This is a genomic window from Dongia soli (genome assembly GCF_034044715.1).
In the GTDB taxonomy this organism is placed as follows: Bacteria; Pseudomonadota; Alphaproteobacteria; order Dongiales; family Dongiaceae; genus Dongia_B; species Dongia_B soli.
In genome coordinates this window covers 32,085-57,854 of record NZ_JAXCLW010000013.1, presented here as the reverse complement: position 1 = coordinate 57,854, position 25,770 = coordinate 32,085, and the positions used below count along the sequence as shown (strand labels likewise).

General features: G+C 61.6%; 22 protein-coding genes. 18 read left to right on the top strand and 4 right to left on the bottom strand.

Going from position 1 to position 25,770, the window contains the following annotated elements; genetic code table 11:
* The first annotated feature begins 11 nt into the window (after positions 1-11).
* The 6 genes from hpnC to SMD27_RS23165 all read left to right on the top strand — a co-directional run bounded on the left by hpnC (position 12) and on the right by SMD27_RS23165 (position 7,035).
* A complete protein-coding gene (gene hpnC, locus SMD27_RS23190; RefSeq protein ID WP_320510835.1) occupies positions 12-884 on the top strand; it encodes a squalene synthase HpnC in 873 nt (290 codons plus the stop codon).
* Positions 881-1,732, top strand: a complete 852-nt coding sequence (gene hpnD, locus SMD27_RS23185; protein WP_320510834.1) for a presqualene diphosphate synthase HpnD — start codon at positions 881-883, stop codon at positions 1,730-1,732. The genes hpnC and hpnD overlap by 4 nt, the downstream gene beginning before the upstream one ends.
* Positions 1,733-3,007 (top strand): hydroxysqualene dehydroxylase HpnE, encoded by a 1,275-nt coding sequence (gene hpnE, locus SMD27_RS23180; RefSeq protein ID WP_320510833.1) that lies wholly within the window; start codon positions 1,733-1,735, stop codon positions 3,005-3,007. It abuts the gene before it with no gap.
* 111 nt (positions 3,008-3,118) lie between these two features.
* A complete protein-coding gene (gene gabD, locus SMD27_RS23175) occupies positions 3,119-4,603 on the top strand; it encodes an NADP-dependent succinate-semialdehyde dehydrogenase (protein ID WP_320510832.1) in 1,485 nt (494 codons plus the stop codon).
* 96 nt (positions 4,604-4,699) lie between these two features.
* Positions 4,700-5,665 carry an ABC transporter ATP-binding protein gene (locus SMD27_RS23170; protein WP_320510831.1) on the top strand — a complete coding sequence of 322 codons (966 nt, stop codon included), beginning with the start codon at positions 4,700-4,702 and terminating at the stop codon, positions 5,663-5,665.
* Complete coding sequence (locus tag SMD27_RS23165; RefSeq protein WP_320510830.1) at positions 5,662-7,035, top strand: hypothetical protein; 1,374 nt, start codon at positions 5,662-5,664, stop codon at positions 7,033-7,035. The genes SMD27_RS23170 and SMD27_RS23165 overlap by 4 nt, the downstream gene beginning before the upstream one ends.
* A gap of 10 nt (positions 7,036-7,045) precedes the next feature.
* Here SMD27_RS23165 and dapF read toward each other — a convergent pair whose 3' ends face one another.
* Positions 7,046-7,933 (bottom strand): diaminopimelate epimerase, encoded by an 888-nt coding sequence (gene dapF, locus SMD27_RS23160; protein ID WP_320510829.1) that lies wholly within the window; start codon positions 7,931-7,933, stop codon positions 7,046-7,048.
* A gap of 176 nt (positions 7,934-8,109) precedes the next feature.
* On the opposite strand from dapF, the gene SMD27_RS23155 reads away from it, so the two are divergent.
* From SMD27_RS23155 to SMD27_RS23125, 7 genes are all read left to right on the top strand, one after another.
* Entirely contained in the window at positions 8,110-8,970 is an 861-nt protein-coding gene (locus SMD27_RS23155; protein ID WP_320510828.1) for an ABC transporter permease, read from the top strand.
* Complete coding sequence (locus SMD27_RS23150; protein WP_320510827.1) at positions 8,967-9,767, top strand: ABC transporter permease; 801 nt, start codon at positions 8,967-8,969, stop codon at positions 9,765-9,767. Before SMD27_RS23155 ends, SMD27_RS23150 begins: the two co-directional genes overlap by 4 nt.
* 81 nt (positions 9,768-9,848) lie before the next feature.
* Positions 9,849-11,003 carry an extracellular solute-binding protein gene (locus SMD27_RS23145; protein WP_320510826.1) on the top strand — a complete coding sequence of 385 codons (1,155 nt, stop codon included), beginning with the start codon at positions 9,849-9,851 and terminating at the stop codon, positions 11,001-11,003.
* Between the two features lie 68 nt (positions 11,004-11,071).
* A complete protein-coding gene (locus tag SMD27_RS23140; RefSeq protein ID WP_320510825.1) occupies positions 11,072-12,142 on the top strand; it encodes an ABC transporter ATP-binding protein in 1,071 nt (356 codons plus the stop codon).
* Positions 12,143-12,232: 90 nt separating this feature from the next.
* Positions 12,233-13,597 (top strand): glutathione-disulfide reductase, encoded by a 1,365-nt coding sequence (gene gor, locus SMD27_RS23135; RefSeq protein ID WP_320510824.1) that lies wholly within the window; start codon positions 12,233-12,235, stop codon positions 13,595-13,597.
* Between the two features lie 142 nt (positions 13,598-13,739).
* Positions 13,740-15,122: a class II 3-deoxy-7-phosphoheptulonate synthase gene (locus tag SMD27_RS23130; protein ID WP_320510847.1), complete on the top strand. Its 1,383-nt coding sequence runs from the start codon at positions 13,740-13,742 to the stop codon at positions 15,120-15,122.
* A gap of 81 nt (positions 15,123-15,203) precedes the next feature.
* Positions 15,204-16,394, top strand: coding sequence for a nicotinate phosphoribosyltransferase (locus SMD27_RS23125; RefSeq protein WP_320510823.1), 1,191 nt, complete (start codon positions 15,204-15,206; stop codon positions 16,392-16,394).
* 17 nt (positions 16,395-16,411) lie between these two features.
* On the opposite strand, the gene SMD27_RS23120 is transcribed toward SMD27_RS23125, so the two are convergent.
* Positions 16,412-16,738: a hypothetical protein gene (locus SMD27_RS23120; protein ID WP_320510822.1), complete on the bottom strand. Its 327-nt coding sequence runs from the start codon at positions 16,736-16,738 to the stop codon at positions 16,412-16,414.
* Positions 16,739-16,849: 111 nt separating this feature from the next.
* Between SMD27_RS23120 and SMD27_RS23115 the strand changes: the two genes are divergently transcribed.
* From SMD27_RS23115 to cysS, 3 genes are read left to right on the top strand one after another with little or no spacing between them, the layout of a single operon-like run.
* The gene (locus SMD27_RS23115; RefSeq protein ID WP_320510821.1) at positions 16,850-18,538 is read left to right on the top strand and encodes an NAD+ synthase; all 1,689 of its coding nucleotides are present in this window, start codon (positions 16,850-16,852) and stop codon (positions 18,536-18,538) included.
* Positions 18,539-18,550: 12 nt separating this feature from the next.
* Positions 18,551-19,891, top strand: coding sequence for a glutamate--tRNA ligase (gene gltX / locus SMD27_RS23110; RefSeq protein ID WP_320510820.1), 1,341 nt, complete (start codon positions 18,551-18,553; stop codon positions 19,889-19,891).
* A gap of 27 nt (positions 19,892-19,918) precedes the next feature.
* Complete coding sequence (cysS, locus tag SMD27_RS23105; RefSeq protein ID WP_320510819.1) at positions 19,919-21,307, top strand: cysteine--tRNA ligase; 1,389 nt, start codon at positions 19,919-19,921, stop codon at positions 21,305-21,307.
* Between the two features lie 17 nt (positions 21,308-21,324).
* Here the strand turns inward: cysS and SMD27_RS23100 are convergent, their stop codons facing one another.
* Positions 21,325-22,422: an FAD-dependent oxidoreductase gene (locus tag SMD27_RS23100; protein WP_320510818.1), complete on the bottom strand. Its 1,098-nt coding sequence runs from the start codon at positions 22,420-22,422 to the stop codon at positions 21,325-21,327.
* 12 nt (positions 22,423-22,434) lie between these two features.
* On the bottom strand, positions 22,435-23,082 hold the full coding sequence (locus SMD27_RS23095; protein ID WP_320510817.1) for a LysE family translocator: 648 nt from the start codon (positions 23,080-23,082) through the stop codon (positions 22,435-22,437).
* Positions 23,083-23,194: 112 nt separating this feature from the next.
* Here SMD27_RS23095 and cimA point away from each other — a divergent pair, with 112 nt between their 5' ends.
* Positions 23,195-24,787 (top strand): citramalate synthase, encoded by a 1,593-nt coding sequence (gene cimA / locus SMD27_RS23090; protein ID WP_320510816.1) that lies wholly within the window; start codon positions 23,195-23,197, stop codon positions 24,785-24,787.
* Positions 24,784-25,554 carry an RNA methyltransferase gene (locus SMD27_RS23085; protein WP_320510815.1) on the top strand — a complete coding sequence of 257 codons (771 nt, stop codon included), beginning with the start codon at positions 24,784-24,786 and terminating at the stop codon, positions 25,552-25,554. Before cimA ends, SMD27_RS23085 begins: the two co-directional genes overlap by 4 nt.
* Positions 25,555-25,770 lie beyond the last annotated feature (216 nt).

Below are 25,770 nucleotides of genomic sequence, written 5' to 3'. Positions count from 1 at the left end.
ATGCGACGCTGATGGCCATGGCAGAAGATATCAGTACACCGTCGGGGAAGAATACCGGCACCGAGAATTTTCCGGTCGGGTCCATTCTCATTCGGCCGGATCTGCGTAACCATGTGCATGTCTATTATCGCTGGGCGCGCATGGCCGATGACATTGTCGACAATCCGACGCTCTTGCCTGAGGACAAGATTCGCCGCCTCGATCTGATGGAAGAGGTGCTCCTCGATCCGACGCGCCAGGATGTGCCGGTGGCGGTGGCAATGCGCGAAAGTTTGAAGGCGACAAAGCTGGATCCCGTCAATTGCACAGATCTGCTGATTGCCTTTCGGCTCGACGCCACCAAGCTGCGTTACGATGACTGGGCCGACCTGATGCATTACTGCCGCTACTCGGCCTCGCCGGTCGGCCGTTATCTATTGACCTTGCATGGCGAAGCGCCGTCCTCACTGCCGCCATCGGATGCTCTGTGCAATGCCTTGCAGGTCATCAATCATCTGCAGGATTGTGCGCTGGATTATCGTGAGATGAACCGGGTCTATGTGCCGGACGATCATCTGGGTGCCGAGGGGATCGACGTTACCGCGCTAGACGCACCGAAAAGCAGCCCAGCCTTGCGCCGGGTGCTGGATCGCCTGCTGGATGAGACCGAGGAACTGATGCAGACGGCGCGCCGCCTGCCCGGTGAGGTGCGCGATCTGCGCATGCGCTGTGAAGCCGCGGTGATCGTGCGTCTTGCGGACAAGCTGATCGATCTATTGCGGCGACATGATCCGCTGGCCATGCGGGTCAAGCTGAAGAAGCCGGCGATTGCGCTGGCGACATTACAGGGAATTGGCCGCGCGGTGCTGCAGGGCGGGCCGTCACGAAATTCGGGGATAAAATGACGGCTGACATCGATAATGCGCTGACGGAAGAGATCGCCGCCAAGGTGCGGGCGGCTGGCACTTCATTCTACAGCGCCATGCGCCTGCTGGCGCCGGACCGGCGCAACGCGATGTATGCGATCTATGCCTTCTGCCGCGAGGTTGACGACATCGCCGATGACGACGGTCTTACCGATCAGGAACGGCATCGCCGGCTGACCGAATGGCGGATCGAGATCGATCGGCTCTATCGCGGCGAGCCGCAGCATCCAGTGGCGCGTGCCTTGTTCCCTTATATGCAGATGTTCGATCTGCGGCGCGATGATTTCATCGCGGTGATCGACGGCATGGAAATGGATGCCGTTGTCATTCAGGCGCCGAGCCTGGCCGAGCTCGATCTCTATTGCGACCGGGTGGCCAGTGCGGTGGGCCGGCTCTCGGTGCGGGCTTTCGGCACACGCGAGCCCCAGGCCGATACCGTCGCACATCATCTCGGCCGAGCGCTGCAATTGACCAATATTCTGCGCGATCTCAGCGAAGATGCCAGCCGCGACCGGCTCTATCTGCCACGCGAAGTGCTGCAGCAGCACGGGATCGATGCGACCCAGCCACAGGCCGTGCTGAAACATCCGAACTTGCGCGCCGTCTGCCGCGACATGGCTGCCAAGGCCGAGAATCATTTCGTCAAGGCCCAGGCGGCGATGCGGCAATGTTCCAAGCAGGCGATGCGGCCGGCGGCGGTGATGGGGGCCATGTATCACGCCATTCTCGACAAGCTGATTGCCGCCGATTGGCGCGACCTGACACAGCCGGTATCGGTGCCGAAATGGCGCAAACTGTGGATTGCCTTGCGCTACGGATTCCTTTGAATGACGACGGAAATAACGATATCTGGCCGCGTTCATATCGTCGGCGCCGGCCTCGCCGGCTTGTCGGCGGCGATGCGTCTCAGCCGCGCGGGTAAAAGCGTTGTGCTCTACGAAGCGGCGCAGCAGGCGGGCGGCCGTTGCCGCTCCTATCATGACAGCGATCTCGGCTGCCGGCTGGATAACGGCAATCACCTGATGGTCACCGGCAATCTGGCAGCGATGGCCTATATCAGCGAGATCGGCGCGGCCTCGACGGTGGTCACGCAGGATATGGCGGTTTATCCCTTCATCGATCTGCAAACCGGTGAACGCTGGACCGTGCGGCCGACCGAGGGGCGCTTTCCTTGGTGGATCTTCTTTCCGCATCGTCGTGTCGCGGGCACGCGCATCGCCGATTATCTTTCGGCGCTGAAGATGCAGCGGGCCGGTCCTAATGCAACTGTGGCGCAATGCTTCGATCCGAAATCGGTGCTCTATCGCCGCCTATGGTCCCCCTTGGCGATTGCCGTGCTGAACACTGAACCCATCAATGCCTCGGCGCAGAGCCTCTGGGCGGTTTTCGCGGAGACCTTCGGCAAGGGCGGCGCGGCGCTGCATCCGGTCCTGCCGCGTCTCGGTCTCTCGGAGACCCTGGTCGATCCCGCGCTCGCCCTGCTGGCGCAGCGTGGCGGCGAAATCCGCTACGGCCATCGGCTGCGCGGCCTCGCTTATGAGGGCGACCGTATCAGTCGGCTCGATTTCGGCAAGGTCCAGATCGACGTCGCTGCTGAAGACGCCGTGATCCTGGCGGTGACACCGTCGGTAGCTGCCGATCTGCTGCCCGTCATCACCGCACCGGATTCCTTCCGCGCCATCGTCAATGCGCATTACCGCTGCGATGATCTCAGCGACGATTCCTGCGGCGAACCTAGCTTCACCGGCGTGATTGGTGGGACGGCGGAATGGGTCTTCAAGAAACCGGGTATCCTCTCCGTTACCTGCAGTGCTGCCGAGGCCCTGGTCGATCGCCGGGCGGAGGAACTGGCGTCGCTGATCTGGCGCGATGTGGCGAAAGTCCACGACCGCGACGTGGATAAAATGCCGCCCTGGCGCATCGTCAAGGAGAAGCGCGCGACCTTTGCTGCAACGCCCGAACAATTGCGCCGCCGGCCGGGTCCGAAGACCGCCTATCGCAATCTCTGGCTGGCTGGCGATTGGGTTGAAACCGGCTGGCCGGCAACCATCGAAGGGGCGATCCGCTCCGGCTTCGCCGCGGCCACTGCAGTGGTTGGCTGAAGTATTGCAACATGTTGACATGACAGGCTATTCCGCCATCCCCGCCATGCTTTGCATTTACCTGGACGGGGGCTATACTTCACCATCTTTCCCAAACTTACTGAGGTAGTCATGACCCTAGCTGTAGCGAAGGCTGATGTTGCATTGCCGATCAAGGACAAGGACCTGTTTCGTCAGCAGTGCTACATCAACGGTCAATGGGTGGATGCCGATTCCGGCAAGACCATTGATGTGACCAATCCGGCCACCAGCGAGGTGCTCGGCACGATCCCCAATATGGGGGCTGCCGAAACCCGCCGCGCCATCGAGGCGGCCAATGCTGCCTGGGGGGCCTGGCGTAAGAAGACGGCGAAGGAACGCTCCGTCGTGCTGCGCAAATGGTTCAACCTGATGATGGAAAATCAGGATGACCTCGCCACCATCATGACCGCCGAACAGGGCAAGCCGCTGGCCGAAGCGAAGGGCGAGGTTTCTTACGCCGCTTCCTTCATCGAATGGTTCGCCGAAGAGGGCAAGCGGATCTATGGCGATGTCATTCCGGCGCATCAGGGCGATAAGCGCATTGTCGTCACCAAGGAGCCGATCGGCGTGGTCGCGGCGATCACGCCGTGGAACTTCCCGGCGGCCATGATCACCCGCAAGGCGGGCCCCGCGCTGGCAGCCGGCTGCCCGATCGTGTTGAAGCCCGCGACCCAGACGCCGTATTCGGCTCTGGCCCTTGCCGTCCTGGCGGAACGCGCCGGTCTCCCGGCCGGTCTCTTCAGCGTGGTCACCGGTTCGGCTTCAGCGATCGGCGGCGAGATGACTGGCAACCCGATCGTCCGCAAGCTCACCTTCACCGGCTCCACCGAAATCGGCAAGCTGCTGATGCAGCAATCCGCCGCGACAGTGAAGAAGGTCTCGATGGAGCTCGGCGGCAATGCCCCCTTCATCGTCTTCGACGATGCCGATCTCGATGCCGCCGTCGAAGGCGCCATCATGTCGAAGTTCCGCAATACCGGCCAGACCTGCGTCTGCGCCAACCGCATCTATGTCCAGGACAGCGTCTACGAAGCCTTTGCCGAGAAGCTGAAGGCGGCGGTCGGCAAGATGAAGGTCGGCGACGGCCTGAAGGGCGAAACCCAGCAGGGCCCGCTGATCGACATGAAGGCCGTGGCCAAGGTCGAGGAACATATCGCCGATGCGACCGGCAAGGGCGCCAAGGTGGCGGCCGGCGGCAAGCGCCATGCGCTTGGCGGCAGCTTCTTTGAGCCGACCATCCTGACGGGCGTCACCTCCGATATGGCGGTGGCCCGCGAAGAAACCTTCGGCCCGGTGGCGCCGCTCTTCCGCTTCAAGACCGAAGAGGAAGTGATCAAGCTCGCCAATGATACGGAATTTGGCTTGGCCGCCTATTTCTACAGCCGCGATCTCGGCCGTGTCTGGCGTGTCGCAGAGCAGGTGGAATATGGCATCGTCGGCATCAATACCGGCATCATCTCCACCGAAGTCGCACCCTTCGGCGGCGTGAAGGAATCCGGCATCGGCCGCGAAGGCTCGAAATACGGCATCGAGGATTTCCTCGAAGTCAAATACATGTGCATGGGCGGCATCTGATCCGTCTCGTCGCGTAAAACGACCCCCTCGTTCCGCCGGCTCATCCTGCGGGGCGAGGGGGTTCTCGTTTGCAGGCCCCAGATTTCCCAGGCTCTTATGATCGATATCCAGAATCTCACCTATGACTATCCTGGACGCCGGGCGCTCGATAACGTGTCAGCGCAGATCGCGCCGCTGACCATCACCGCCTTGGTGGGGCCCAATGGTGCAGGTAAATCCACGCTGCTGCGGATCTGCGCGGCGCTGGACCGGCCCTTCGCCGGCTCGGTGACGATCGATGGTCTCGATGTTCATGACGATCCGCGCGCCGCGCACCGGCGCATGGGCTTCCTGCCGGATTTCTTCGGTCTCTATGATGACCTCACCGTGCAGCAATGCCTGCGCTACCGGGCCCAGGCGCAGGGCGTCGCCTCATCCTCGGTGGTGGCTGCAGCCCAGCGCGCGGCCGAGCGCCTCGACCTGACCGATCGCCTGAAGGAAAAGGCAGGGACGTTGTCACGCGGCTTGCGCCAGCGCCTCGCCATCGCCCAGGCGATCATTCACGATCCCAAAGTACTGATGCTGGACGAGCCGGCATCGGGTCTCGACCCCGAGGCGCGGATTGCCTTGGCCGCCGTCTTGCGCCGCCTGCGCGATGACGGCATGACCATCATTGTTTCATCGCACATCCTTGCCGAGCTGGAAGATTATTCGACACATATGATGATCATCCGCGATGGCCGCCTCGTCGATTATGCACCGCTTGGCCAGGCGGCGCAGACCCTCGGGCGTGTCCGGCTGCGCCTCGACCTCGCTGACCGCAGTGATGCGTTGGAAACTGCCCTGCACCAGATTGCCGATCTCACCATCATCAGCCTGGATGCCGGACATGCGGTCATCGAGATGGCGGATGATTCCCTGGCGCATGCAGCCTTGCTGAAGACGCTGGTCGGCCAGGATTTCAAGGTCGCTAGTTTCGCGCCCGACCGGCTCGGCCTCCAGGACGCTTACCTCACTCATGTGAAAAGCGGCGCTCCGCAGAAAATCACTGCAGGCGGTTCCGCGGGAGTATCCCTACAGTGATCGGCAATCCTGAATTCACCCGAAATCTCTGGCTGCAGTTTTCCTGGCAGCGCGTTCTGGCGGCCGTCGTCGTCATCGGCATCCTTTATTATGCCGGCACGGCGACCGGCGAATTCGCCACCTCGACCATGGCCAATGCGGGCCGCTGGATCTTCAATATCATCATTGGTTTCTGGGGCACGCGGCGGGCCGCCGATGCCTTGGCGGAAGAAGTTGCCGGCAATACCTGGGAAACGCAGCGCATGTCCGGCCTCTCGGCCTGGCAGATGGTCTGGGGCAAATTGCTCGGCGGGACCGCCTATCCCTGGTTCTGTGCCTTGCTGTGCCTGGCCCTGACCGATATTGTCCTGCTCCAGGCTGGTGCGAACGCCTCAGACCTTCTCATCCTCAATCTTGATCTGATCCTCAGTGGCTTGCTTGCCCATGCGGTTTCGCTCGGCGTTGCCTTGCTGCTGCTGCGCAAGGCGCAGTTACGCCGGCGCTTGATGGTCACCTTCGCGCAGATCTGCGGCCTGCTGGTCTACGGCAATACCATAATCGGTGACCTCAATAACGCGCTGCGGGGACCGGAAACGGTCGTCTGGTTCGGCAATGCTTATCACACCGCTCTGTTTCATCTGGTCTCGCTGGCGGTGTTTTGCGCCTGGGCCTGGTTCGGCCTCTATCGCTTGATGCGGGCCGAGCTCCAGTACAGCAACGTGCCCTGGGTCTGGTGTGCTTTCCTGGCCTTTGCGATGATCTATGCCGCCGGTCTTGCCGACCAGCCGGGCCAAACGATCGCTGCGATCCTCGGCGCGCCGGTCGGCCTCGGCGTTATTCTGGTCTACGGGTCTTTCCTGGCAGAGCCGAAGGATGCCGTGCGCTATCGTTGGGGATTGGCGGCGTTTCGCCAGGGCAATCTTGCCAAGGCGCTGACCTTCCTGCCGCTCTGGCTGATCACCTATGTCGTGACCGCCCTCCTTGCGCTTGTGCTGATCGCCCTGCTGCCTGCTCAGCCAACGGCGGAGATCGGCCAGACCTGGCTGGCAAGCTGGTGGCAGGAATACGGCCCGCATACCCGCATCATGTTGGCAGCCGGGATTCTGTTCGTCGCGCGCGACCTTTTGTTCCTATTGCTGCTGAATTTCGGGCAATGGCGGCAGCGGGCGGATATCGCCGGCATCCTTTATTTGCTGATTGCCTATTTTCCGCTGGCCTGGATTGTCGCCTTTGTCGGCGGGCCGCATCTCCTCTCCCTGGTGCTGCCTTACGATTCCGGCAATGCGGTGCTGACCTTCGGACCGGTCCTGGTGCAGGTTGCTGTTCTCGCCGTCTTCGTGCGGCAAAGATGGCGAGCCCAGGCGGTGCCGGCCGCCATCGCCGCCGCTTGACGCTGTGCTTTCAGGACAGCAGCTTCCGTTCGCGCAGCCAGTCTTCGGCGATCGTGCCGGTGGCGATGGTCTCCGCCGGGCCGGCCAGCTGCACATCTTCGAAGCGGCCTTCGCCGTTGGAGCGAAAATCGATTCGCAACGTGCCGCCGCCGGTTGGCAGAATGGTCACCGGCGACTGCGCCTCGCCCAAGAGATGCGCGATCAGGGCGGTGGCGACCGAGCCGGTGCCGCAGGCAAGGGTTTCGGCTTCCACGCCCCGCTCATAGGTCCGGACCCGATAGGTATTGGCGCCACGTTTCTCGGCAAAATTGACATTGGCGCCACGCGGGAAGCGCGGATGCCGGCGCAGGCCCGGCCCATATCTGGCGACATCGACCTCGTCGATCGGGCCATCGTCGATCTGGTCGATGAAAATGACGATATGCGGCACGCCGGTATCGATGTAGTGGACCGTCCAGTTGCGCCCATCGCTCTCCACCGTGATGTGAAGTTCGGCGTCCCTAGGCCGCGTCATACCCAGGCTGATGATGCCACCTTCGATTCGCGCACTGATCGGCCCTGCTTCGGTTGAGAACACGGTCCGGTCGCCGGTGATCTGCAGGTCATGGGCCCGGCGCACCACGCAGCGGGCGCCGTTGCCGCACATCTCGCCATCGACGCCGGTTCCGTTGACATAGGTCATGGTGAAGTCGGTATCCTTGCCATTACCGATCAGGATCAGGCCGTCGCCACCCAAGCCCTTGCGGCGATCGCACAAGGCCCGGGCCAGTTCAGCCCGGCGGCTGAACCACTTGCCGTCGCGATCGTCGATCACCACGAAATCATTGCCACAACCATGCATGCGGGCAAATCGCAGGGCGTCGGCCGTTAAATCGCCGGCTCCGATCGGATTAGACATATGATATGTCCCCTTCATAACCGCTGCCGATGGACAAGGCGGAATAATCTATGCATTATCACATCCAACAAAAGATGAGGACCGGTGCGTGAGCGCCGCCGGCATTCGACGATAATTATGTTGAATTCGCAAGGCGGCGCCAAGATCACTGGCTAATAGGGTAGGGGGAGTTCTTGGTGCCGGCGGCATACAGGCCATATTTCCTTTTATCGCCTGCGCTCATATCGCTGGCTTTGCTGCTGCTTGCGCCGGTTCTGTTCATTTTCATCTATTCGTTCTGGCTGCGCGCCGCGAATGGGCAGGATATCCCGGCTTTCCAGTTCGGCAACTGGATTACAGTGGGCGGCGATCCCTTCTACTGGCTGGCCTTGCGCGAAACCTTCAAGATTTCGGCCATCACCACCGTCATCTGCATGATCGTGGGCTATCCGACAGCCTATTTCCTGGCGCGCTGCCGCTTCAACAACAAGGCGCTGCTGCTCTTCCTCCTGTTCCTACCGTTCTGGATTTCCTACATCATTCGCACCTTCGCCTGGATCAACGTCCTGGGCAAAAGCGGCTTTGTCAATTCGGTGCTGCTGAGTGTCGGCGTCATCGATAAGCCGTTGTCGCTGCTCTACAACGATTTCTCGGTGGTCATGGGGCTGGTCTATTTCCAGCTCCCTTACATGATCATCAATGTCTATGTCAGTCTCGATGGCATCGACCGCAATCTGGAATCGGCAGCGCGAACGCTTGGCTGTACCGCCTGGCAGACCTTCCGTGAGGTCACCCTGCCGCTTTCCTTGCCGGGGCTCGGCGCCGGCAGCCTGCTTTGCTTCGTCTTGGCAGCCGGCAGTTTCGTTACCCCGCGCCTGCTGGGCGGCACGGATACCCTGTTCTTCTCGCAGCTCATCTATGAGGCCATCATCAGCCAGCTCGATTGGCCGACCGGCTCGGTCCTGTCGCTGATGCTGCTGTTCTCGCTTGGCATCATCGTGGCGGTTTACAACCGCTTCATGAGCCTCAGCGATATCTATCGGAGTTTCGCGAAATGAGCGCCGATCGTCCGGGTGCCGGCTGGAACGGGCTCCGCCTGCTGACGCTCTTCGTCTATATCTTTATGTTCGCGCCGATCATCGTGGTGGTGCTGCTGGCTTTCAATTCGGCGCGGACCGGTTCGTTCCCGATGGAAGGATTCAGCTTCGTCTGGTTCGGCAAGCTGTTCGGAAACGATTCCATCATGGAGGCCTTCCAGACCTCGATTATCCTGGCAGCCTCCTCTTCGTTGCTCGCCACGGCGATTGGGGTCATGGCGGCGATCGCCCTCATTCGCTACAGTTTCAAGGGCAAGGCGGTCGTCAACAATCTCCTCAGCCTGCCGCTGCTGATGCCCGAAGTGGTGCTTGGCGTCGCGCTGCTGATGTTCCTGAAATTCCTGGAGCAGCCGCGCAGCTACATGCTGCTGCTGCTGGGCCATACCATTCTCTCGCTGCCCTACGTGGTGCTGGTCGTGCAAGCGCGGCTGGTCGGCATGCGCCAACATTACGAGGAAGCGGCGATGAGCCTGGGCGCCAATCGCCTGCAGACCTTCTTCGCCGTGACCTTGCCTTTGATGGCGCCGGCGGTACTGGGCGGCTTCCTGTTTGCCGCCACCTTGTCCTTCGACAACATCACGGCGACCTTGTTCTGGAAGAAGCCCGGCATCGAAACCGTGCCGACCAAGATTTTCGCCATGTTGCGTACCTCGATCAGCCCGGAAATCAATGCACTGGGGGCCGTCATGATCGTGATCACCGTCGCCCTGCCATTGGCGGGCGGCTATGTCGTCCGCCGGTTTGCCAGGGGTAGGTAAGAGGTAGATGATCAAACGGGGTCGTAGCGACCGCAACTAACTGGAATCGGCGTCGTGCCGGTTCCGTGATGGGAGGAAAAAATGAAGTTCGGTGACAGCAAAAAATATGAACGGCTGCTGGAAGCCTATGAGAGCGGCGATATCGACCGCCGCAGCCTGCTGCGTATCATCGGCGCCGCGGCGGCTGTGGTCGGCGTGGCGGGCGGCCCCTTGGGCAAGCTGACGAAGAGCGCCATGGCGGCGGCGGAAAGCATCCGCTTCGACGGCTGGGGTGGCATCGTCTCGGAAGCGTTCCATAATAATGCCTTCCCGCCGTTTACCAAAAAAACCGGCGTGAAGGTGGTCGAGGGCGAATTCGGCGATACCGATGAATTCCTGTCGCTGGTCAAGGCGTCGCAGCCCGGGGAATACAATGTCTTCCTGGTCAGCGGCGTTTATGACTATTACCGCTTCTGCCAGGCGGGTTTCGCTTCAGCGATCAACGAAGCCAATATCCCGAATCTGAAGAATGTTCTCGAACCAACGCTGACCGCCTTCCGCAATGAATCGGAAGGCAAGCTCTCCGCCGTGCCCTTCGATTACGGCGTGACCGGCCTTGCCTATAACCGGAAATACATTTCCGACGAGGAAGCGAAGTCCAAAGGCGTAAAGCTGCTCTGGGATGAGAAATACAAGGGCAAGATGGCGGGCTATGACAGCTTCCAGACGCGCCCCTGGATGGCCGCGCTTTATCTCGGCCAGGACCCGCAGAATCCAAGCGACATCAATGCGATTTGGGATGCCTGCCGCAAGCAGCGCGACCTCGTCGTGAAATACTGGAGCTCGGGCCAGGAATTCATCGATCTCTTCGCCAAGGAAGAAATCGTTCTGTCTGACGGCTGGTCCGGCCGCGTCGCCAGCCTGCAGAATTCCGGCCAGGATATCGGCTTCCTCAGCACCGTGGGCTTCGCCTGGTTGGAAGGCCTCTATGTGCTGAAGGGCTCGCCGATGGAAGAGGCCGAGCAACTGCTCAATTTCTGCATCGAGCCGAAAGTGGCGATCGCCATTGCCGAGGGCCAGTTCTATCCGACCTCGCTCGATCCGACGAAGGTGCCGATGCCGGATTCGGTGAAGAAGCTGCCGGGCTATGACGACACCGCCAAATTTGACGGCTATGTCTGGGAAAAGGCCAAGTTCTGGTACGAGCACCAGGACGAATTCAAGAAGGAATGGAGCCGCATCTCCAAGGGCGGCTGAGATTAATCGGATCGGCCGCAGCACCTTGCAGCGGCCGATCCGCCTCAATTTGATTGTTGAAGCCAGCTATGCCGAGTGACATGAACGCCGTCGAATTGCATCGCATCACCCGCCGTTTCTCCTCTGCCGTCGTCGCGGTCGACAGTATCGATCTAACGGTGCCGGCTGGTGCTTTCGTGACCTTGCTGGGGCCGTCGGGCTGTGGCAAGACCACAACCTTGCGCATGATCGCCGGGTTGGAAACGCCGGATGAAGGCGATGTCATGATCAAGGGCAAGCGCATGAACGAGGTGCCGATCCATCGGCGCAACCTCGGCATGGTGTTTCAGAACTACGCCCTCTTTCCGCATAAGACGATCTACGACAATGTCGCTTTCGGCCTCAAATATCGCGATGTCGATAAGAATGAGATTCGACGCCGGGTGAAGCACGCGCTCGACATCGTGCGTCTGCCGGGGGTCGAGGAGCGTTTCCCGGCGCAGCTTTCGGGCGGCCAGCAGCAGCGCATCGCCTTGGCGCGCGCGCTGGTAATCGAACCGGATGTGTTGTTGCTCGATGAACCCCTCTCCGCACTGGATGCCAATCTGCGCGAGGAGATGCGGGTCGAGCTGAAGAATATTCAACGCCGCATCGGCGTCGCGACGGTCTTCGTCACCCACGACCAGGGCGAGGCTTTGGCCATGTCCGATCTCGTCGTGGTGATGAACAAGGGCCATATCGAGCAGATGGGCGCACCGACCGAGGTCTATGAACATCCCGGCAGCGAATTCGTGGCGACCTTCCTCGGCAATGCCAATTTTCTGCCGGCCACGGTTCGCCAGGTCGCTCCGGAAGGCATCTCGGTCGATCTCGGCGCGGCCGGCTCGCTGCTGGTTTCCGATGCGGCGCGGCCGGTTTCGCCGGGCGAGGCGGTCAAGGTGGTGGTGAGGGCAGAAAAAATCGACATCATCCCGCCCGGCAATGGTGGGCTGCCGGCCACCGTGGCTGATGTCGATTATCTGGGATCGATGGCCCGCTATCAGATGGAGCTGCCCGGCGGCCACCGCCTGCTGAGCCTCGTCAGCCTGAAGGATCGGGCGCTGGAGCTTGGGCAGTCGGTATCGCTGCAGATCGATCCCCGGCATTGCCGTATTCTCTAAGCAATTGATCGATATACGGAACCGGTGGCTTTGAACTCCGCTGGCCGGCTGTTAGGATGGCCCCCGTTTTGTGCTTAATGGGCCAGGCTAATGTCGGATTTCGATTTTGATCTCTTCGTCATCGGTGCCGGATCGGGCGGCGTTCGCGCCAGCCGCATGGCATCCAGTTACGGCGCCAAAGTGGCGATCGCCGAGGAAAGCCGGGTCGGCGGCACTTGCGTGATCCGCGGCTGCGTGCCGAAGAAGCTCCTGGTTTATGCCTCCCATTTCCATGAAGATTTCGCCGATGCTGCCGGCTATGGCTGGAGCCTGAGCGAGGCGCATTTCGACTGGAAGACATTGATCGCCAATAAGGACCGGGAGATCGACCGGCTGAACGGCATCTATAAGAAGCTGCTGGCGGGCTCGAATGTCGAACTCATTGAGGAGCGGGCGGAACTGATCGACCGCCACACGGTCTCGGTCGGCGGCAAAAAGATCACCGCCAAAAATATCCTTATTGCCGTCGGTGGTTGGCCGCAAAAGCCGGATGTACCCGGAATCGAACACGCCATCACGTCGAACGAGGCTTTCCACCTGCCTGAGCTGCCGCACCGCGTCGTGGTCGTCGGCGGCGGCTATATCGCGGTGGAATTCGCCGGCATCTTCAACGGGCTTGGCGCCAAGGTGACGCAGCTTTATCGCGGTGAGCAGATCCTGCGCGGCTTCGATGACGATCTCCGGCACTTTTTGGCCGATGAGCTGCGCAAGAAAGGCATCGATCTTCGGGTAAACAGCGACGTTGCTTCGATCGAGAAAACCTCGGCTGGCTACCGTGTGACGCTGGAAGACGGCTCGGCCATCGAAGCTGACTGCGTTCTCTATGCCACCGGGCGGCGTCCCAAGACGGATGGGCTCGGCCTGGAAGCGGCTGGCGTCGAGCTCGGCAGGGATGGGGCTATCAAGGTCGATGCCTATTCCAAGACCAGTGTCGACAACATCTATGCGATCGGCGATTGCACCAACCGGGTCAATCTGACGCCAGTCGCCATCAAGGAAGGCATGGCCTATGCCGATACCGTCTTCGGTAAGAAACCCTGGCCGATGGACCACACCACCATCGCCTCGGCGGTGTTCAGCCAGCCTCCGCTCGGCACGGTTGGCCTCACCGAAGCCGAGGCGCGCCGCCAATATGGTGCGGTTGATATCTATAAGGCCAATTTTAAGCCGCTGAAGCATACGCTGAGCGGGCGGGATGAGCGCACTTTGATGAAGCTGGTGGTGGACCGGGCGAGCCAGATCGTGCTCGGCGCCCATATGGTCGGGCTGGACGCGGCCGAGATCATCCAGGCCATAGCCATTGCCGTCAAAATGCGGGCGACCAAGGCGCAGTTCGATCAGACCGTGGCGGTACATCCCACCGCAGCCGAGGAATTCGTCACCATGCGCGTGCCGGAACCCGATCCGGCCGCTTGACAGGAAAGCCCGCGTACCCGTTAGTTACGCTGGCCCGGGCTGCATTAACCTATGGGTTCGATGCATTGAAACACCCGAAAATCGGGCGTATACCCGGAAATGCGGCGTAACGGGGGTTGCGCAGATGAGTGAGGAACGAGAAATGACGGCGAAGTGGTCTCCGGAAAGCTGGCGCGGCAAGCCGATCAGCCAGGTGCCGGAATACCCGGATGCGGGCAAGTTGCTATCGGTGGAAGAGCGTTTGCGCAGTTTTCCCCCGCTGGTTTTTGCCGGCGAAGCGCGGCGTCTGACCGAGGCGCTGGGCGATGTCGCGGAAGGCAAGGCCTTCCTTCTCCAGGGTGGCGATTGCGCCGAGAGCTTTGCCGAATTCAGCGCCAACAACATTCGCGATACCTTCCGCGTCCTGTTGCAGATGGCAGTTGTGCTGACTTTCGGCGCCGCTTTGCCGGTTGTGAAGGTGGGCCGCATGGCCGGCCAGTTCGCCAAACCGCGTTCGGCGCCGACCGAGACCATCAATGGTGTCGAGTTGCCGAGCTATCGCGGCGATATCATCAACGGTATCGACTTCACCACCGAAGCCCGCGTGCCCGATCCCGAGCGTCTGGTGCAAAGCTACAACCAGTCGGCGGCGACGTTGAACCTGTTGCGTGCTTTCGCCCAGGGCGGTTTTGCCGATCTGCACAAGGTGCATCGCTGGAATCTCGATTTCGTCGCCGACAGCCCGCTCGGCCATCGCTACAAGGAGCTGGCCGACCGCCTGTCCGAAACGCTGGATTTCATGGCGGCTTGCGGCATCACCTCGGAAACCGTGCCGCAGATCCGCGAGACGGATTTCTTCACCAGCCACGAAGCCCTGCTGCTGAATTACGAGCAGGCGCTGACGCGGGTCGATAGCCTGACCGGCAAGTGGTATGGCTGCTCCGCCCATATGCTGTGGATCGGCGACCGGACCCGCCAGCCGGACAGCGCGCATATCGAATATATGCGCGGCGTCAACAACCCGATCGGCATGAAATGCGGGCCGAGCATGGATCCGGATGAGCTGTTGCGCCTGATCGACATCCTCAACCCGCAGAACATTCCGGGGCGTCTCACGCTGATCGTCCGGATGGGCCATGACAAGGTGGAGCAGAAATTCCCGCCCCTGCTGCGCGCGGTGCAGCGCCATGGCGCGAAGGTCGTCTGGTCCTGCGATCCGATGCATGGCAACACGATCAAGTCCTCGACCGGCTACAAGACCCGGCCGTTCGACCGGATCCTGGCCGAAGTCCGTGGTTTCTTCGCTGTGCATGCGGCCGAAGGCACGCATGCGGGCGGCGTGCATTTCGAAATGACCGGCCAGGACGTCACCGAATGCATCGGCGGCGCCAAGGCGGTTACCGAGGATGCGCTCGCGGATCGTTATCACACTCATTGCGATCCGCGCCTGAATGCCAGCCAAGCGCTGGAACTGGCTTTCCTCATTGCCGAGCAGCTGAAGGCGGAGCGCCTGTCGCACGGCAACAAGATCGCCGAAGCTTCCTGAGACTTCGGTCGTGTACTGGCGGCGGTATGCGACCCGCCGCCAGCCATCATCAGAGCGACAGGCCGGTGACGGAGAACGATAATGACGGCGGGCGCTGACGGCACCACGACGGATAAGACGATCGGCGGCGCGGCAACGTGCAAATCTCCTGCGGCCGGACCGGCCTCGGATCATATCGCGGCCTGGACCGATCAGTATTTCCTGAAAACCAAAGCGGTCGTCGAGAAATTCGGCGACACCCGCGTCACCTACGCGGTCTTCATGCGCCGCCCGGTGGTTTCGGCGCCGCGTCTGGCGATCGACTGGCTGCATAAGGTCGCTGCCGAGCGCGGCACCAAATTCGATATCGACCTGGTCTATACCGAAGGTAAATGGGTGGGTGCTGGCGAGCCGATTCTCTATCTGCGTGGCTCGCTGGTTCATCTGTCCGATCTCGAAACCCTGTTCCTGCAGAAACTGGGCCCCGCCTGCGTGGCGGCCTTCAACGCCTATACGATGTGCACCGACCTGCCCAATGTCGCATTCATCGCCATGGATGCGCGCCATTGCGCCGGTTTGGAAATGGCGGAATTGATGGCCTATGCGGCCAGCGTCGGCTCCGAACGGGCCGTGCGTAAAGGTGGGGCCAAGGGTTTCATCGGCAATGCCACGGCCGCCACGGCGCATTATTTTGGCCGCGAGCAGGCGCTTGGCACCATGCCCCATGCCTTGATCGGCTATGCCGGCTCGACCCTGCGCGCCGCCGAGATGTTCCACGACACCTTTCCCGATCAGCCGATCACGGTGCTGGTGGATTATTTCGCCCGCGAGGTCACCGATGCGCTCGCCGTTTGCCGCCGTTTCCCGGCGCTGGCGGCGCAAGGCAAGCTTTCGGTGCGGATCGATACGCCGGGCAGCCGTTTCATCGAAGGGGTCGATCCCACGGTCTCCTATGCCGTGCTGGAACGGCATGTGCCGGAAGCGATCCGCGGTTACCGCAACGAGACGGAATTGCGTCATCTGGTCGGCGCCGGTGTTTCCGCGGCGGCGATCTGGTATATGCGCGATGCGCTGGACGATGCCGGTTTCCGGAAGGTCGGCATCGTCGCTTCCTCGGGCTTTGACCCGGCAAAATGCAAGGTGATGGCGGAAGCCAATACGCCCATCGATGTGATCGGGACAGGATCCTTCCTGCCGCAGCGCTGGACCGAAACCTACGCCACTGCCGATATCATCGAATATAACGGCATCAAGCGCGTGAAGGTCGGCCGCGAATTCCTGTTCCCGAAATAAACCTTCTCTGCCGTGGCCTACTGGCGTGGCGGCGCGGCGTAGGGGACCTCGACCCAGACGAAGCCCTGCTGATTGCTGTTCGGCTTGCTGGTATATTGCAGCACCCAGGACCGGCCGGTCTTGGTGTCATACATCATGTTGATCCTGGAACTGCCGAGGTTGATGTTACGGTCAGGCTGGTCCAGCACCATCAGCACGAAACGCTGGCTGATCGGCGCCAGGACCGGTGCATCGGCCGGCATCTGGGGCACGGCTTCCTGCGCGAGGGCCGGGCTGGCACCCAAGCCCGAAACGGTCCAAAGAGCGGCGATGGCGGGCAGGATAATGCGGCGCCGGTTGATCATGATGCAGGCTCCTGTCGGGTCTGAATATTCCTAACCTATATCCCCGATCGGCTAAAGTTGACTTAACGTTAAGCTCGGCTAAGTTGCCGGACGGAAAGGAATACGGCCATCATGACGGACAAATTGAAGATCGCCCTGGCGCAGCTCAACCCTACGGTCGGCGATCTCAAGGGAAATTTGGCGAAGATCCGCCAGGCGCGCGCCAAAGCGGCCGAAGGTGATTCCGATCTGGTCCTGTTCACCGAAATGGTGCTCTCCGGCTACCAGATCGAGGATCTCGCCCTCAAACCCTCGTTCCTCGATGCTTGCCGTAAGCATCTGCTGGAACTCGCCAAGGATACCGCCGATGGCGGTCCGGCCATGATCGTAGGTTCGCCTTGGCTCCAGAAATCCGATGACAACGGCAGCGGCCAGGCCGCGCCGGGCATCTATAACGGTGCCTTCCTCCTCGCCAATGGCCGGATCGAGGCCAGCCGCTTCAAGCATGAATTACCGAATTACGAAGTCTTCGATGAAAAGCGGGTCTTCAGGCAGGGACCGCTGCAGGGGCCGTTCAATGTAAAGGGCGTACGGATCGGCACACCGATCTGCGAGGATTTCTGGTTTCCCGACGTTACCGAATGCCTGGCGGAATCCGGCACCGAGATTTTACTTTCCATCAATGCCTCGCCTTTCGAGACCGGCAAGATGGAAGCGCGCCGGACCCACGCACGCCGCCGCCAGGCGGAGAACAATCTGCCGATCGTCTATCTGAACCAAGTGGGCGGACAGGACGATCAGGTCTTCGACGGCGGTTCCTTCGTGCTCGGCCTCGGTGACGAGCTGCGCTGCCAATTGCCGATGTTCCGCGAGGCGGTCGTGGTCACAGACTGGACACGCGGTGCCGATGGCTGGCAATGCGCTCCTTGCAAGGTCGCCGAATTGCCGGACCGCCTGGGACAGATCTATGAGGCGATGGTGCTCGGCCTCAAGGATTATGTGGTGAAGAACGGCTTTGCCAGCGTGCTGCTGGGGCTTTCCGGCGGGATCGATTCCGCTTTGACCGCTGCAGTGGCGGTGGATGCTTTGGGCGCCGATAAGGTCCGTGCGGTGATGATGCCGTCACCCTATACGTCGCAAGAAAGCCTGGATGATGCAGCGGCTTGCGCCAAGCTGCTCGGCATCGCCTATGACATCGTGTCGATCGAGCCGGCGATGCAAGCATTCGAGACGATGCTGAAGCCGCTTTTCGCCGGCAAGGCCGCCGACACGACCGAAGAGAACATTCAGTCGCGTGCCAGGGGCGTCACCTTGATGGCGCTCTCGAACAAATTCGGTGGCCTGCTGCTCACCACTGGCAACAAATCCGAAGTGGCCTGCGGTTATGCCACGCTGTATGGCGATATGTGCGGCGGCTATTCGGTGCTGAAGGACATCTACAAGACCACCGTCTTCGATCTTTGCCGCTGGCGCAATGCGCAGCGGCCGAAAGATGCTTTGGGCCCTGACGGCGCGGTCATGCCGGAACGTGTCATCACCAAGCCGCCCTCGGCCGAGCTGAAACCGAACCAGACAGACCAGGACACGCTGCCGCCTTACGAGGCGTTGGATGATATCCTGGATGGGTTGATCGAACAGGATCTCTCGATCGACGAGGTGGCGGCGCGCGGGCACGACCGGGCGCTGGTGGCGCGGGTCTGGCGCATGGTGGACCTCGCGGAGTATAAGCGGCAGCAATCGGCGCCCGGCGTCAGGATCGGCCGGCGCAGCTTTGCCAAGGATCGGCGTTACCCGATCACCAACCGCTATCGTGGAGAATAGGCGGATATCGTTATGAGCGTACGCGTACGTTTTGCGCCGAGCCCGACCGGCCGGTTGCATGTCGGTAATATCTATATCGCGCTGAACAACTGGCTCTTCGCGAAGAAGCGAGGCGGTCAGTTCCAGCTCCGCCTGGACGATACCGATCTCGAACGCTCGACGGCCGAATTCGCCGCGGCGATCGAAACCGACCTCAAATGGCTTGGGCTTACCTGGGACAGCTTCGACCGCCAGACCGAGCGCCTCACCCGCTACGATGCGGCGGCGGAAAAACTGAAGGCGAACGGTCGGCTCTATCCCTGCTACGAAAGCGCCGAGGAATTGCAGCTGCGCCGCAAGGTTCAGCTGCAGCAGGGCAGGCCGCCGATCTATGACCGCGCTGCGCTCAAACTGACAGCGGAAGACCGCGCCAGGTTGGAAGCCCAGGGCATCCAGCCCTATTGGCGCTTCAAGCTGGAAGGCCGGCTGGTCAACTGGAACGATCTCGTGCGCGGCCCCCAGCATGTCGACGAGACCAGCCAGTCGGATCCGGTCCTGGTCCGCACCAACGGCACCTATCTCTACACCTTGACCTCGGTGGTCGACGACATCGATTTCGGCATCACCCATATCATCCGCGGCAACGATCACGTGACCAATACCGGCACGCAAATTCAGATCTTCGAGGCTCTGGGTGCGGCGGCGCCCGAATTCGCTCACCTACCGCTCTTGGTGGATGCGGCGGGCGAGGGCCTCTCGAAACGCCTTGGCTCGCTCTCGATCGGCCAGTTGCGCGACGAGGGGTTGGAGCCGATGTCGATCAACAGCTATCTCGCCCATATCGGCACCGGCGATCCGGTGCGGCCCGCAGCGCATCTCGAAGAGCTGCTGCCGGATCACGATCTCTCGAAATTCGGCAAGACCTCGCCGCGTTTCGATCCGGCCGAACTGGCGCATCTTAATGCCCGGTTGCTGCATGCTTTGTCTTACGACGAAGCGAAGCCGCATCTCGCCGCTCTCGGTCTCGGTGAGATCGATGCCGCCCTATGGGAAGCGGCGCGCGCCAATGTCGAAAAGGTCGAGGATGTGAAGCTGTGGCATCAGGTCTGCCGTGGCGCCCTAACACCGGTCATCGCCGATGCCGGTTTTGCCGCCGCCGCTGCCGAGTTGCTGCCGGCGGAGCCCTGGGACAGCACGACCTGGAATGCCTGGGTCGATCAGGTGAAGAAGGCAACCGGCCGCAAGGGCAAGGATCTCTTCATGCCCTTGCGTCAGGCGCTGACGGCAGCGGATCATGGGCCGGAATTGAAAGTGCTGCTGCCGCTGATCGGCCGCGAGCGAGCCTTGCGCCGCCTGAAAGGCGAGACGGCCTGAAAGATATCGGGGAAGAGGGACGAAACGGTGACGATTCATCTTTACAACACGCTGACGCGCGAGCGTCAGGTCTTCGAGCCGATCGATCCCATGAATGTCCGCATGTATGTCTGCGGCCCGACCGTCTATGACTTCGCCCATATCGGCAATGCCCGTCCCGTCGTCGCCTTCGATGTGCTCGCGCGCCTGCTGCGCCATGTCTATGGCGAGGCGCATGTCACCTATGTCCGCAACATCACCGATGTTGAGGACAAGATCATGGAGGCGGCGGTGAAGAGCGGCGAAACCATCGCCCAGGTGACGCAACGCACCACCGAAGCCTTCCATCAGGATATGGGCGCATTGAATGCGCTGCCGCCGGATAAGGAGCCGCGCGCGACTGCCTATATCGCGCAGATGATCGCGCTGATCGAAACGCTGATCGCCAAAGGCCATGCCTATGTGGCTGAGGGTCATGTGCTGTTCAACGTGCCCTCGATGCCGGAATATGGCCAGCTCTCGCGCCGCAGCCAGGACGACATGATCGCCGGTGCTCGGGTCGAGGTCGCGCCCTATAAGAAATATGCCGGCGATTTCGTGCTCTGGAAGCCCAGCACGCCGGATCAGGTCGGCTGGGATAGCCCCTGGGGCCGCGGCCGGCCGGGCTGGCATATCGAATGCTCGGCCATGGCAGGGGATCTCCTGGGAGATATTTTCGATATCCATGGCGGCGGCATCGATCTCATCTTCCCGCATCATGAGAATGAGATTGCGCAGAGCCGCTGCGCGCATGGCACCACGCATCTTGCGCGCTACTGGCTGCATAACGGTTTCGTGCAGGTGAACGGCCAAAAGATGTCGAAGTCGCTCGGCAACTTCGTCACCGTACGGCAATTGCTGGAAGAGGGGCATCGCGGCGAGGCGATCCGCTTCGCGCTGCTCTCGGCGCAATACCGCCAGCCGATCGACATTACCCGCGAGGGGATCAAGGAAGCCAAGGCGATCCTCGACCGTTTTTATGGCGCTTTGCAAAAGGTGGCCGGCCTCAAGGCCGAACCGGTGCCGACGGATCATCTGGTCGCGGCCTTGGCCGATGACCTCAACACGCCGCTGGCGATCTCGGAATTGCATGAGCTGCTGAACCGCCTGAACAAGGCAAGTGACGATCAGGATAAGATCGCGATCAAGAGCGCCCTCCTCGGCGCCGGGGCATTGCTCGGCCTGTTGCAGCAGGATCCCGCCGCCTGGCTCCAAGATACTGCCGGTCTCGATCAGAGCGGTCTCGATGCTGCCGCGATCGAAATGGCAATCGCCGCCCGTCAGGCCGCGCGAAAGTCGAAGAACTTCGCCGAGGCCGACCGCATCCGCGACGATCTGCTTTCCAAGGGCATCGTGCTGGAAGACGGGCCTTCGGGCACGACCTGGAAACGGGCATAAGCGTCTCAGTCGGTCCCTCAGTAGCCGCCGAGAACACGGCCGACCTGATCGGCATCTGCTTTGCCGAGCAGGACTTCGGCCAGCATCTCGCCGGCCAGGGCGCCGAATTTGAAGCCATGGCCGGAACAGCCGCTATAGGCGATCAACCGGCCCTCGCGGTGCAGTTGAAAGCGATCTTCCGGCGCAAAGGTATAGAAACAGGTTTTGAGATAAAGCTGGCGGTACTGATCGACATCGACCAGGTCGCCGCGCAGGTAGTTGAGGATCGTCTCTGCCTCGTCGAAATCCAGCGACCTATCTTTATCAGGATCCCCGAGGCGGCGATGCGCCGGCACGGCGATTTTCAGATCGCTGCCATTGACCGGCGGTAGCGCATAGGCGCCGCTCGCGCCGCCGAAATCGACGATGACCGGCGATTGGCGCCAGGCCGCTTCCCATTGCGGCGGCGCCGTCAGATAAAGGACCGCCTGGCGATAGGTGGTGATTTTCGCGGCCAAAGCCGGCACGACCTTGCCGATCCAGGCGCCGCCGGCGATCAGGATCTGATCGCCCTTGAAGGCCTCGCCGCTTTCGGTGACGACCCGCCCGGTTTCGGTCTCGATTTCAACAACCCGGTGTTTCGGCAACAGGTCGACGGCATTGTGCCGCAGGTTGCGGGCGAGGTCGGTGCAGATCCGGTCGGCAAAAAGCGCGCCGCCGCTCGGGGTGAAAACCCCCGTGGCGTGGTCCGGCAGGGAAAGCTGCGGCAGGCGCGCTTGCAGGTCGGCCTGGCTCCAGCTTTCATAGGCGATGCCGATGCGCTCCAGGGCGCCGCGGCTGCGATCGCTCCAATCGCCTGCTTCGGTGCTGATCGCCAGTACGCCGGTTTCGGCGAAATGTATCCGCCCGATACGACGCCACAGCCGGTTCCAGGCGGCGAGCGCCTGTTCCACCAGCCGGCCATAGGCCTCCGAATCCGGATAGAAGTGGCGGATGATGCGATGCTGATCGAAAGAGGACGCCCGGTCGTGCGGGATGTTCCCTTGCTCCATCAGCGTCACATTGGCGCCGTGATGGGCGAGATTGAAAGCGGTAGTGAGACCTGCGATGCCAGCGCCGATGACGATGATATTCATGGCCAGCTCTCCTCAGCGGCGCTCGGCGAAGGCCAGGCGAAAGGCGAGGCCGACGAAGATCACCGAGGTGAACCGGTTCAGCCAGCGGCCGAGACTGTGGCGGTTTCCCGACAGGCGTTGCCTGAGCAAACGGGCCGTGATGCTGGCCGAAGCGGCGACCACGCAGTTCACCAGCGTGCCACCGAAATTGAAGATCAGGCCCAACAGCAAAATCTGTGAAATCGTCGAGCCGCGATGTGGATCGACGAATTGCGGCAGGAAAGCGAGGATGAACAGCGCGACCTTGGGATTGAAGAGATTGGTCAGCAGTCCCTCGCCGAATACCCGCAGCAGCGGAATGCGGGGTAGGGGAGTCCCGGCCGCCGGGGCAGTAATCGGGCTGCGCCAGGCTTTCCAGGCGAGATAGAGCAGATAACCGGCGCCGAGGATCTTGATCAGCAGGAAGGCGGTCGCCGATTGCTGCAATAAGGCGGCAATGCCAAGCGCGGCGAACAGGCTGTGGACAAAGCTGCCGGCCGCGATACCGAAACTGGCGGCGATGCCGGCCCCACGCCCCTGGGTTGCGGAGCGGGCAATGACATAGGTCATATCGGCGCCTGGCGTCAGGTTGAGCGCCAGGCAGGCGAGGATGAAGGGCCAGAGTTGCGCCGGATCAAGCATTTGGACGTATCTCTCCGCCGGGCTGCCATGCACGCGTCGCTTCCCCTCTGTCCGCAGCTTGGTTGACCTTGCCGGGTCGATATGGTGAAACCTGGAGCCAGAGGAAGAAATCATGTCTGACGACAAACGCGTATATCTGTTCGATACCACCTTGCGCGATGGGGCGCAAACCCAGGGGGTGGATTTCAGCGTGGGCGACAAAATGGCGATCGCCCAGGCGCTGGACAAGCTGAAGGTCGATTACGTCGAGGGCGGCTGGCCCGGCGCAAATCCCACCGATGACGCCTTTTTCAATGCGCCGCCGGAATTGAAGCATGCCACCTTTACCGCTTTCGGCATGACCCGCCGGCCCGGCCGCAGCGCCGCCAACGATCCCGGCCTCACGGCCCTGATCCAGGCGAAGGCGCCGGCGGTTTGCATGGTCGGCAAGTCCTGGGATTTTCAGGTCGATGTCGCGCTCGGCATTCCGCGCAACGAGAATATCGATATGATCGCCGAGAGCGTCCTGCATGCCAAGGAACGCAAGTCCGAGGTGATGCTGGATGCCGAGCATTTCTTCGACGGCTACAAGGCCAATCCTCAATATGCGTTGGATTGCATCCTGGCCGCCTATAAGAACGGTGCGCGCTGGGTCGTGCTCTGCGATACCAATGGCGGCACCTTGCCGCATGAGATCGAGCGTATCGTCGGCGAGGTCGTCAATCACGTGCCGGGCAGCCATCTCGGCATTCATTGCCATAACGATACGGAGAATGCCGTCGCCAATTCGCTGGCGGGCATTCGCGCCGGCATCCGCCAGGTCCAGGGCACGCTGAACGGACTTGGTGAGCGTTGCGGCAATGCCAATCTGATTTCGCTTATTCCCTCGCTGATGCTGAAGACCGATTTCAAGCTTGGGATCAGTGATGCGGACCTTGCGCAGCTCACACATATTTCCCGCCTGCTGGACGAGCGGCTCAACCGTGCGCCAAATCGCGGCGCTGCCTATGTCGGCGATTCCGCTTTTGCCCATAAAGGCGGGTTGCATGTCTCGGCGGTGGAGAAGGACCCGCGCACCTACGAACATATCGAACCGAGCCTGGTCGGCAATCGGCGCCATATCGTGGTTTCCGATCAATCCGGCCGGGCCAATATCATGGCGCGCTTCCGGGAAATCGGCCTTGCCATCGATGCCCATGACCCGAAGGTCGCAACGCTGGTTGAACAGGTGAAGGCGCGGGAATTCGACGGCTATGCCTATGACGGCGCCGAAGCCAGTTTCGAATTACTGGCGCGCCGTGCGCTCGGCCATGTGCCGGATTTCTTCCGGCTTAGCCGCTTCCGCGTGATGGATGAGCGGCGCTGGAATGCCCGCAATGAATTGGTGACGGAATCCGAAGCCACCGTTACGGTCGACGTGCATGGCAACGAAACCATGACGGTCGCCACCGGCAACGGCCCGGTCAATGCGCTTGACACCGCCTTGCGAAAGGCGCTGGTGCCGCTCTATCCGGTACTCGATGATATGCGCTTGGTCGATTTCAAGGTGCGCATCCTGACACCGCAGGACGGTACCGAAGCGATCACCCGCGTGATGATCGAAAGCGCCGATGCCAGCGGCGAGCGTTGGACCACGGTTGGCGTCAGCGGCAATATCATCGATGCTTCTTATGAGGCTTTGAACGATGCCATCACCTGGAAGCTTTTGAAGGCGAGCTCCAATTGAGCTCGGCGGAAACCGCCGCGCCGGCGATCATTCTGGTGACGCCGCAAATGGGCGAGAATATCGGGGCTGCGGCGCGGGCCATGCTGAATTGCGGGATCAGCGATTTGCGCCTGGTGGCGCCGCGCGACGGCTGGCCGAACATCAAAGCGGAGCGGGCGGCGGTCGGCGCCCTGGAGATGATGCCGCCGGTCAAGGTCTTCGATACCACCGCCGAGGCGATCGCCGATCTCACCCATGTCTATGCGACGACGGCCCGCGACCGGCGGATGGTGAAGCCGATCGTCACTGCCCGTCACGCCGCCCAAGAGGCGCGTGCCAGGGTGGCCGGCGGCGGCCGTGTCGGCTTCCTGTTCGGGCCCGAACGGACCGGCTTGCTGAATGACGATCTGAGTCTCGCCGATACGCTGCTGACGGTGCCGCTCAATCCCGCTTTCACCTCGCTCAATCTCGGTCAGGCGGTGCTGCTGGTCGGCTATGAATGGTATCAGGCGGGCGATGCGACGCCGGGTTCGGTGCTGGAAATGAATGGCTCGGTCCCGGCCAGCAAGGACCAGTTGGTCAATTTCTTCGCCCATTTCGAACGCGAGCTCGATGCCTGCGGCTTCCTGCGCAACGAGGAAGCCCGGCCGCATATGGTGCGCAATCTGCGCAATATGTGGCAGCGCGCCAATCTGACGGAGCAGGAAATCAGGACCCTGCATGGCGTCGTGAAAGAACTGGCGACCCTGCGCCAGGCCCGTAAATCGGCGGCGGAGTCCGACCGCTGAGGGTCCGAGCCCGGTATTTAACGCGACCTGTGTGTAATTTACCGCGTGGACAGAAATATAGATAAGGCGGCGCCGCCAGTTATTTGCCGCCTTTCCTTGACTCTGCCGTCTCGCTGGCTATAGTCCGCCCGCTCTCGTGCCGGGCAGCGCGTTCGTCGCTGCTGCCCAGCCGCCGGATTTGACCGGGCCGGACAGCCGGGACACCAACGACATCGC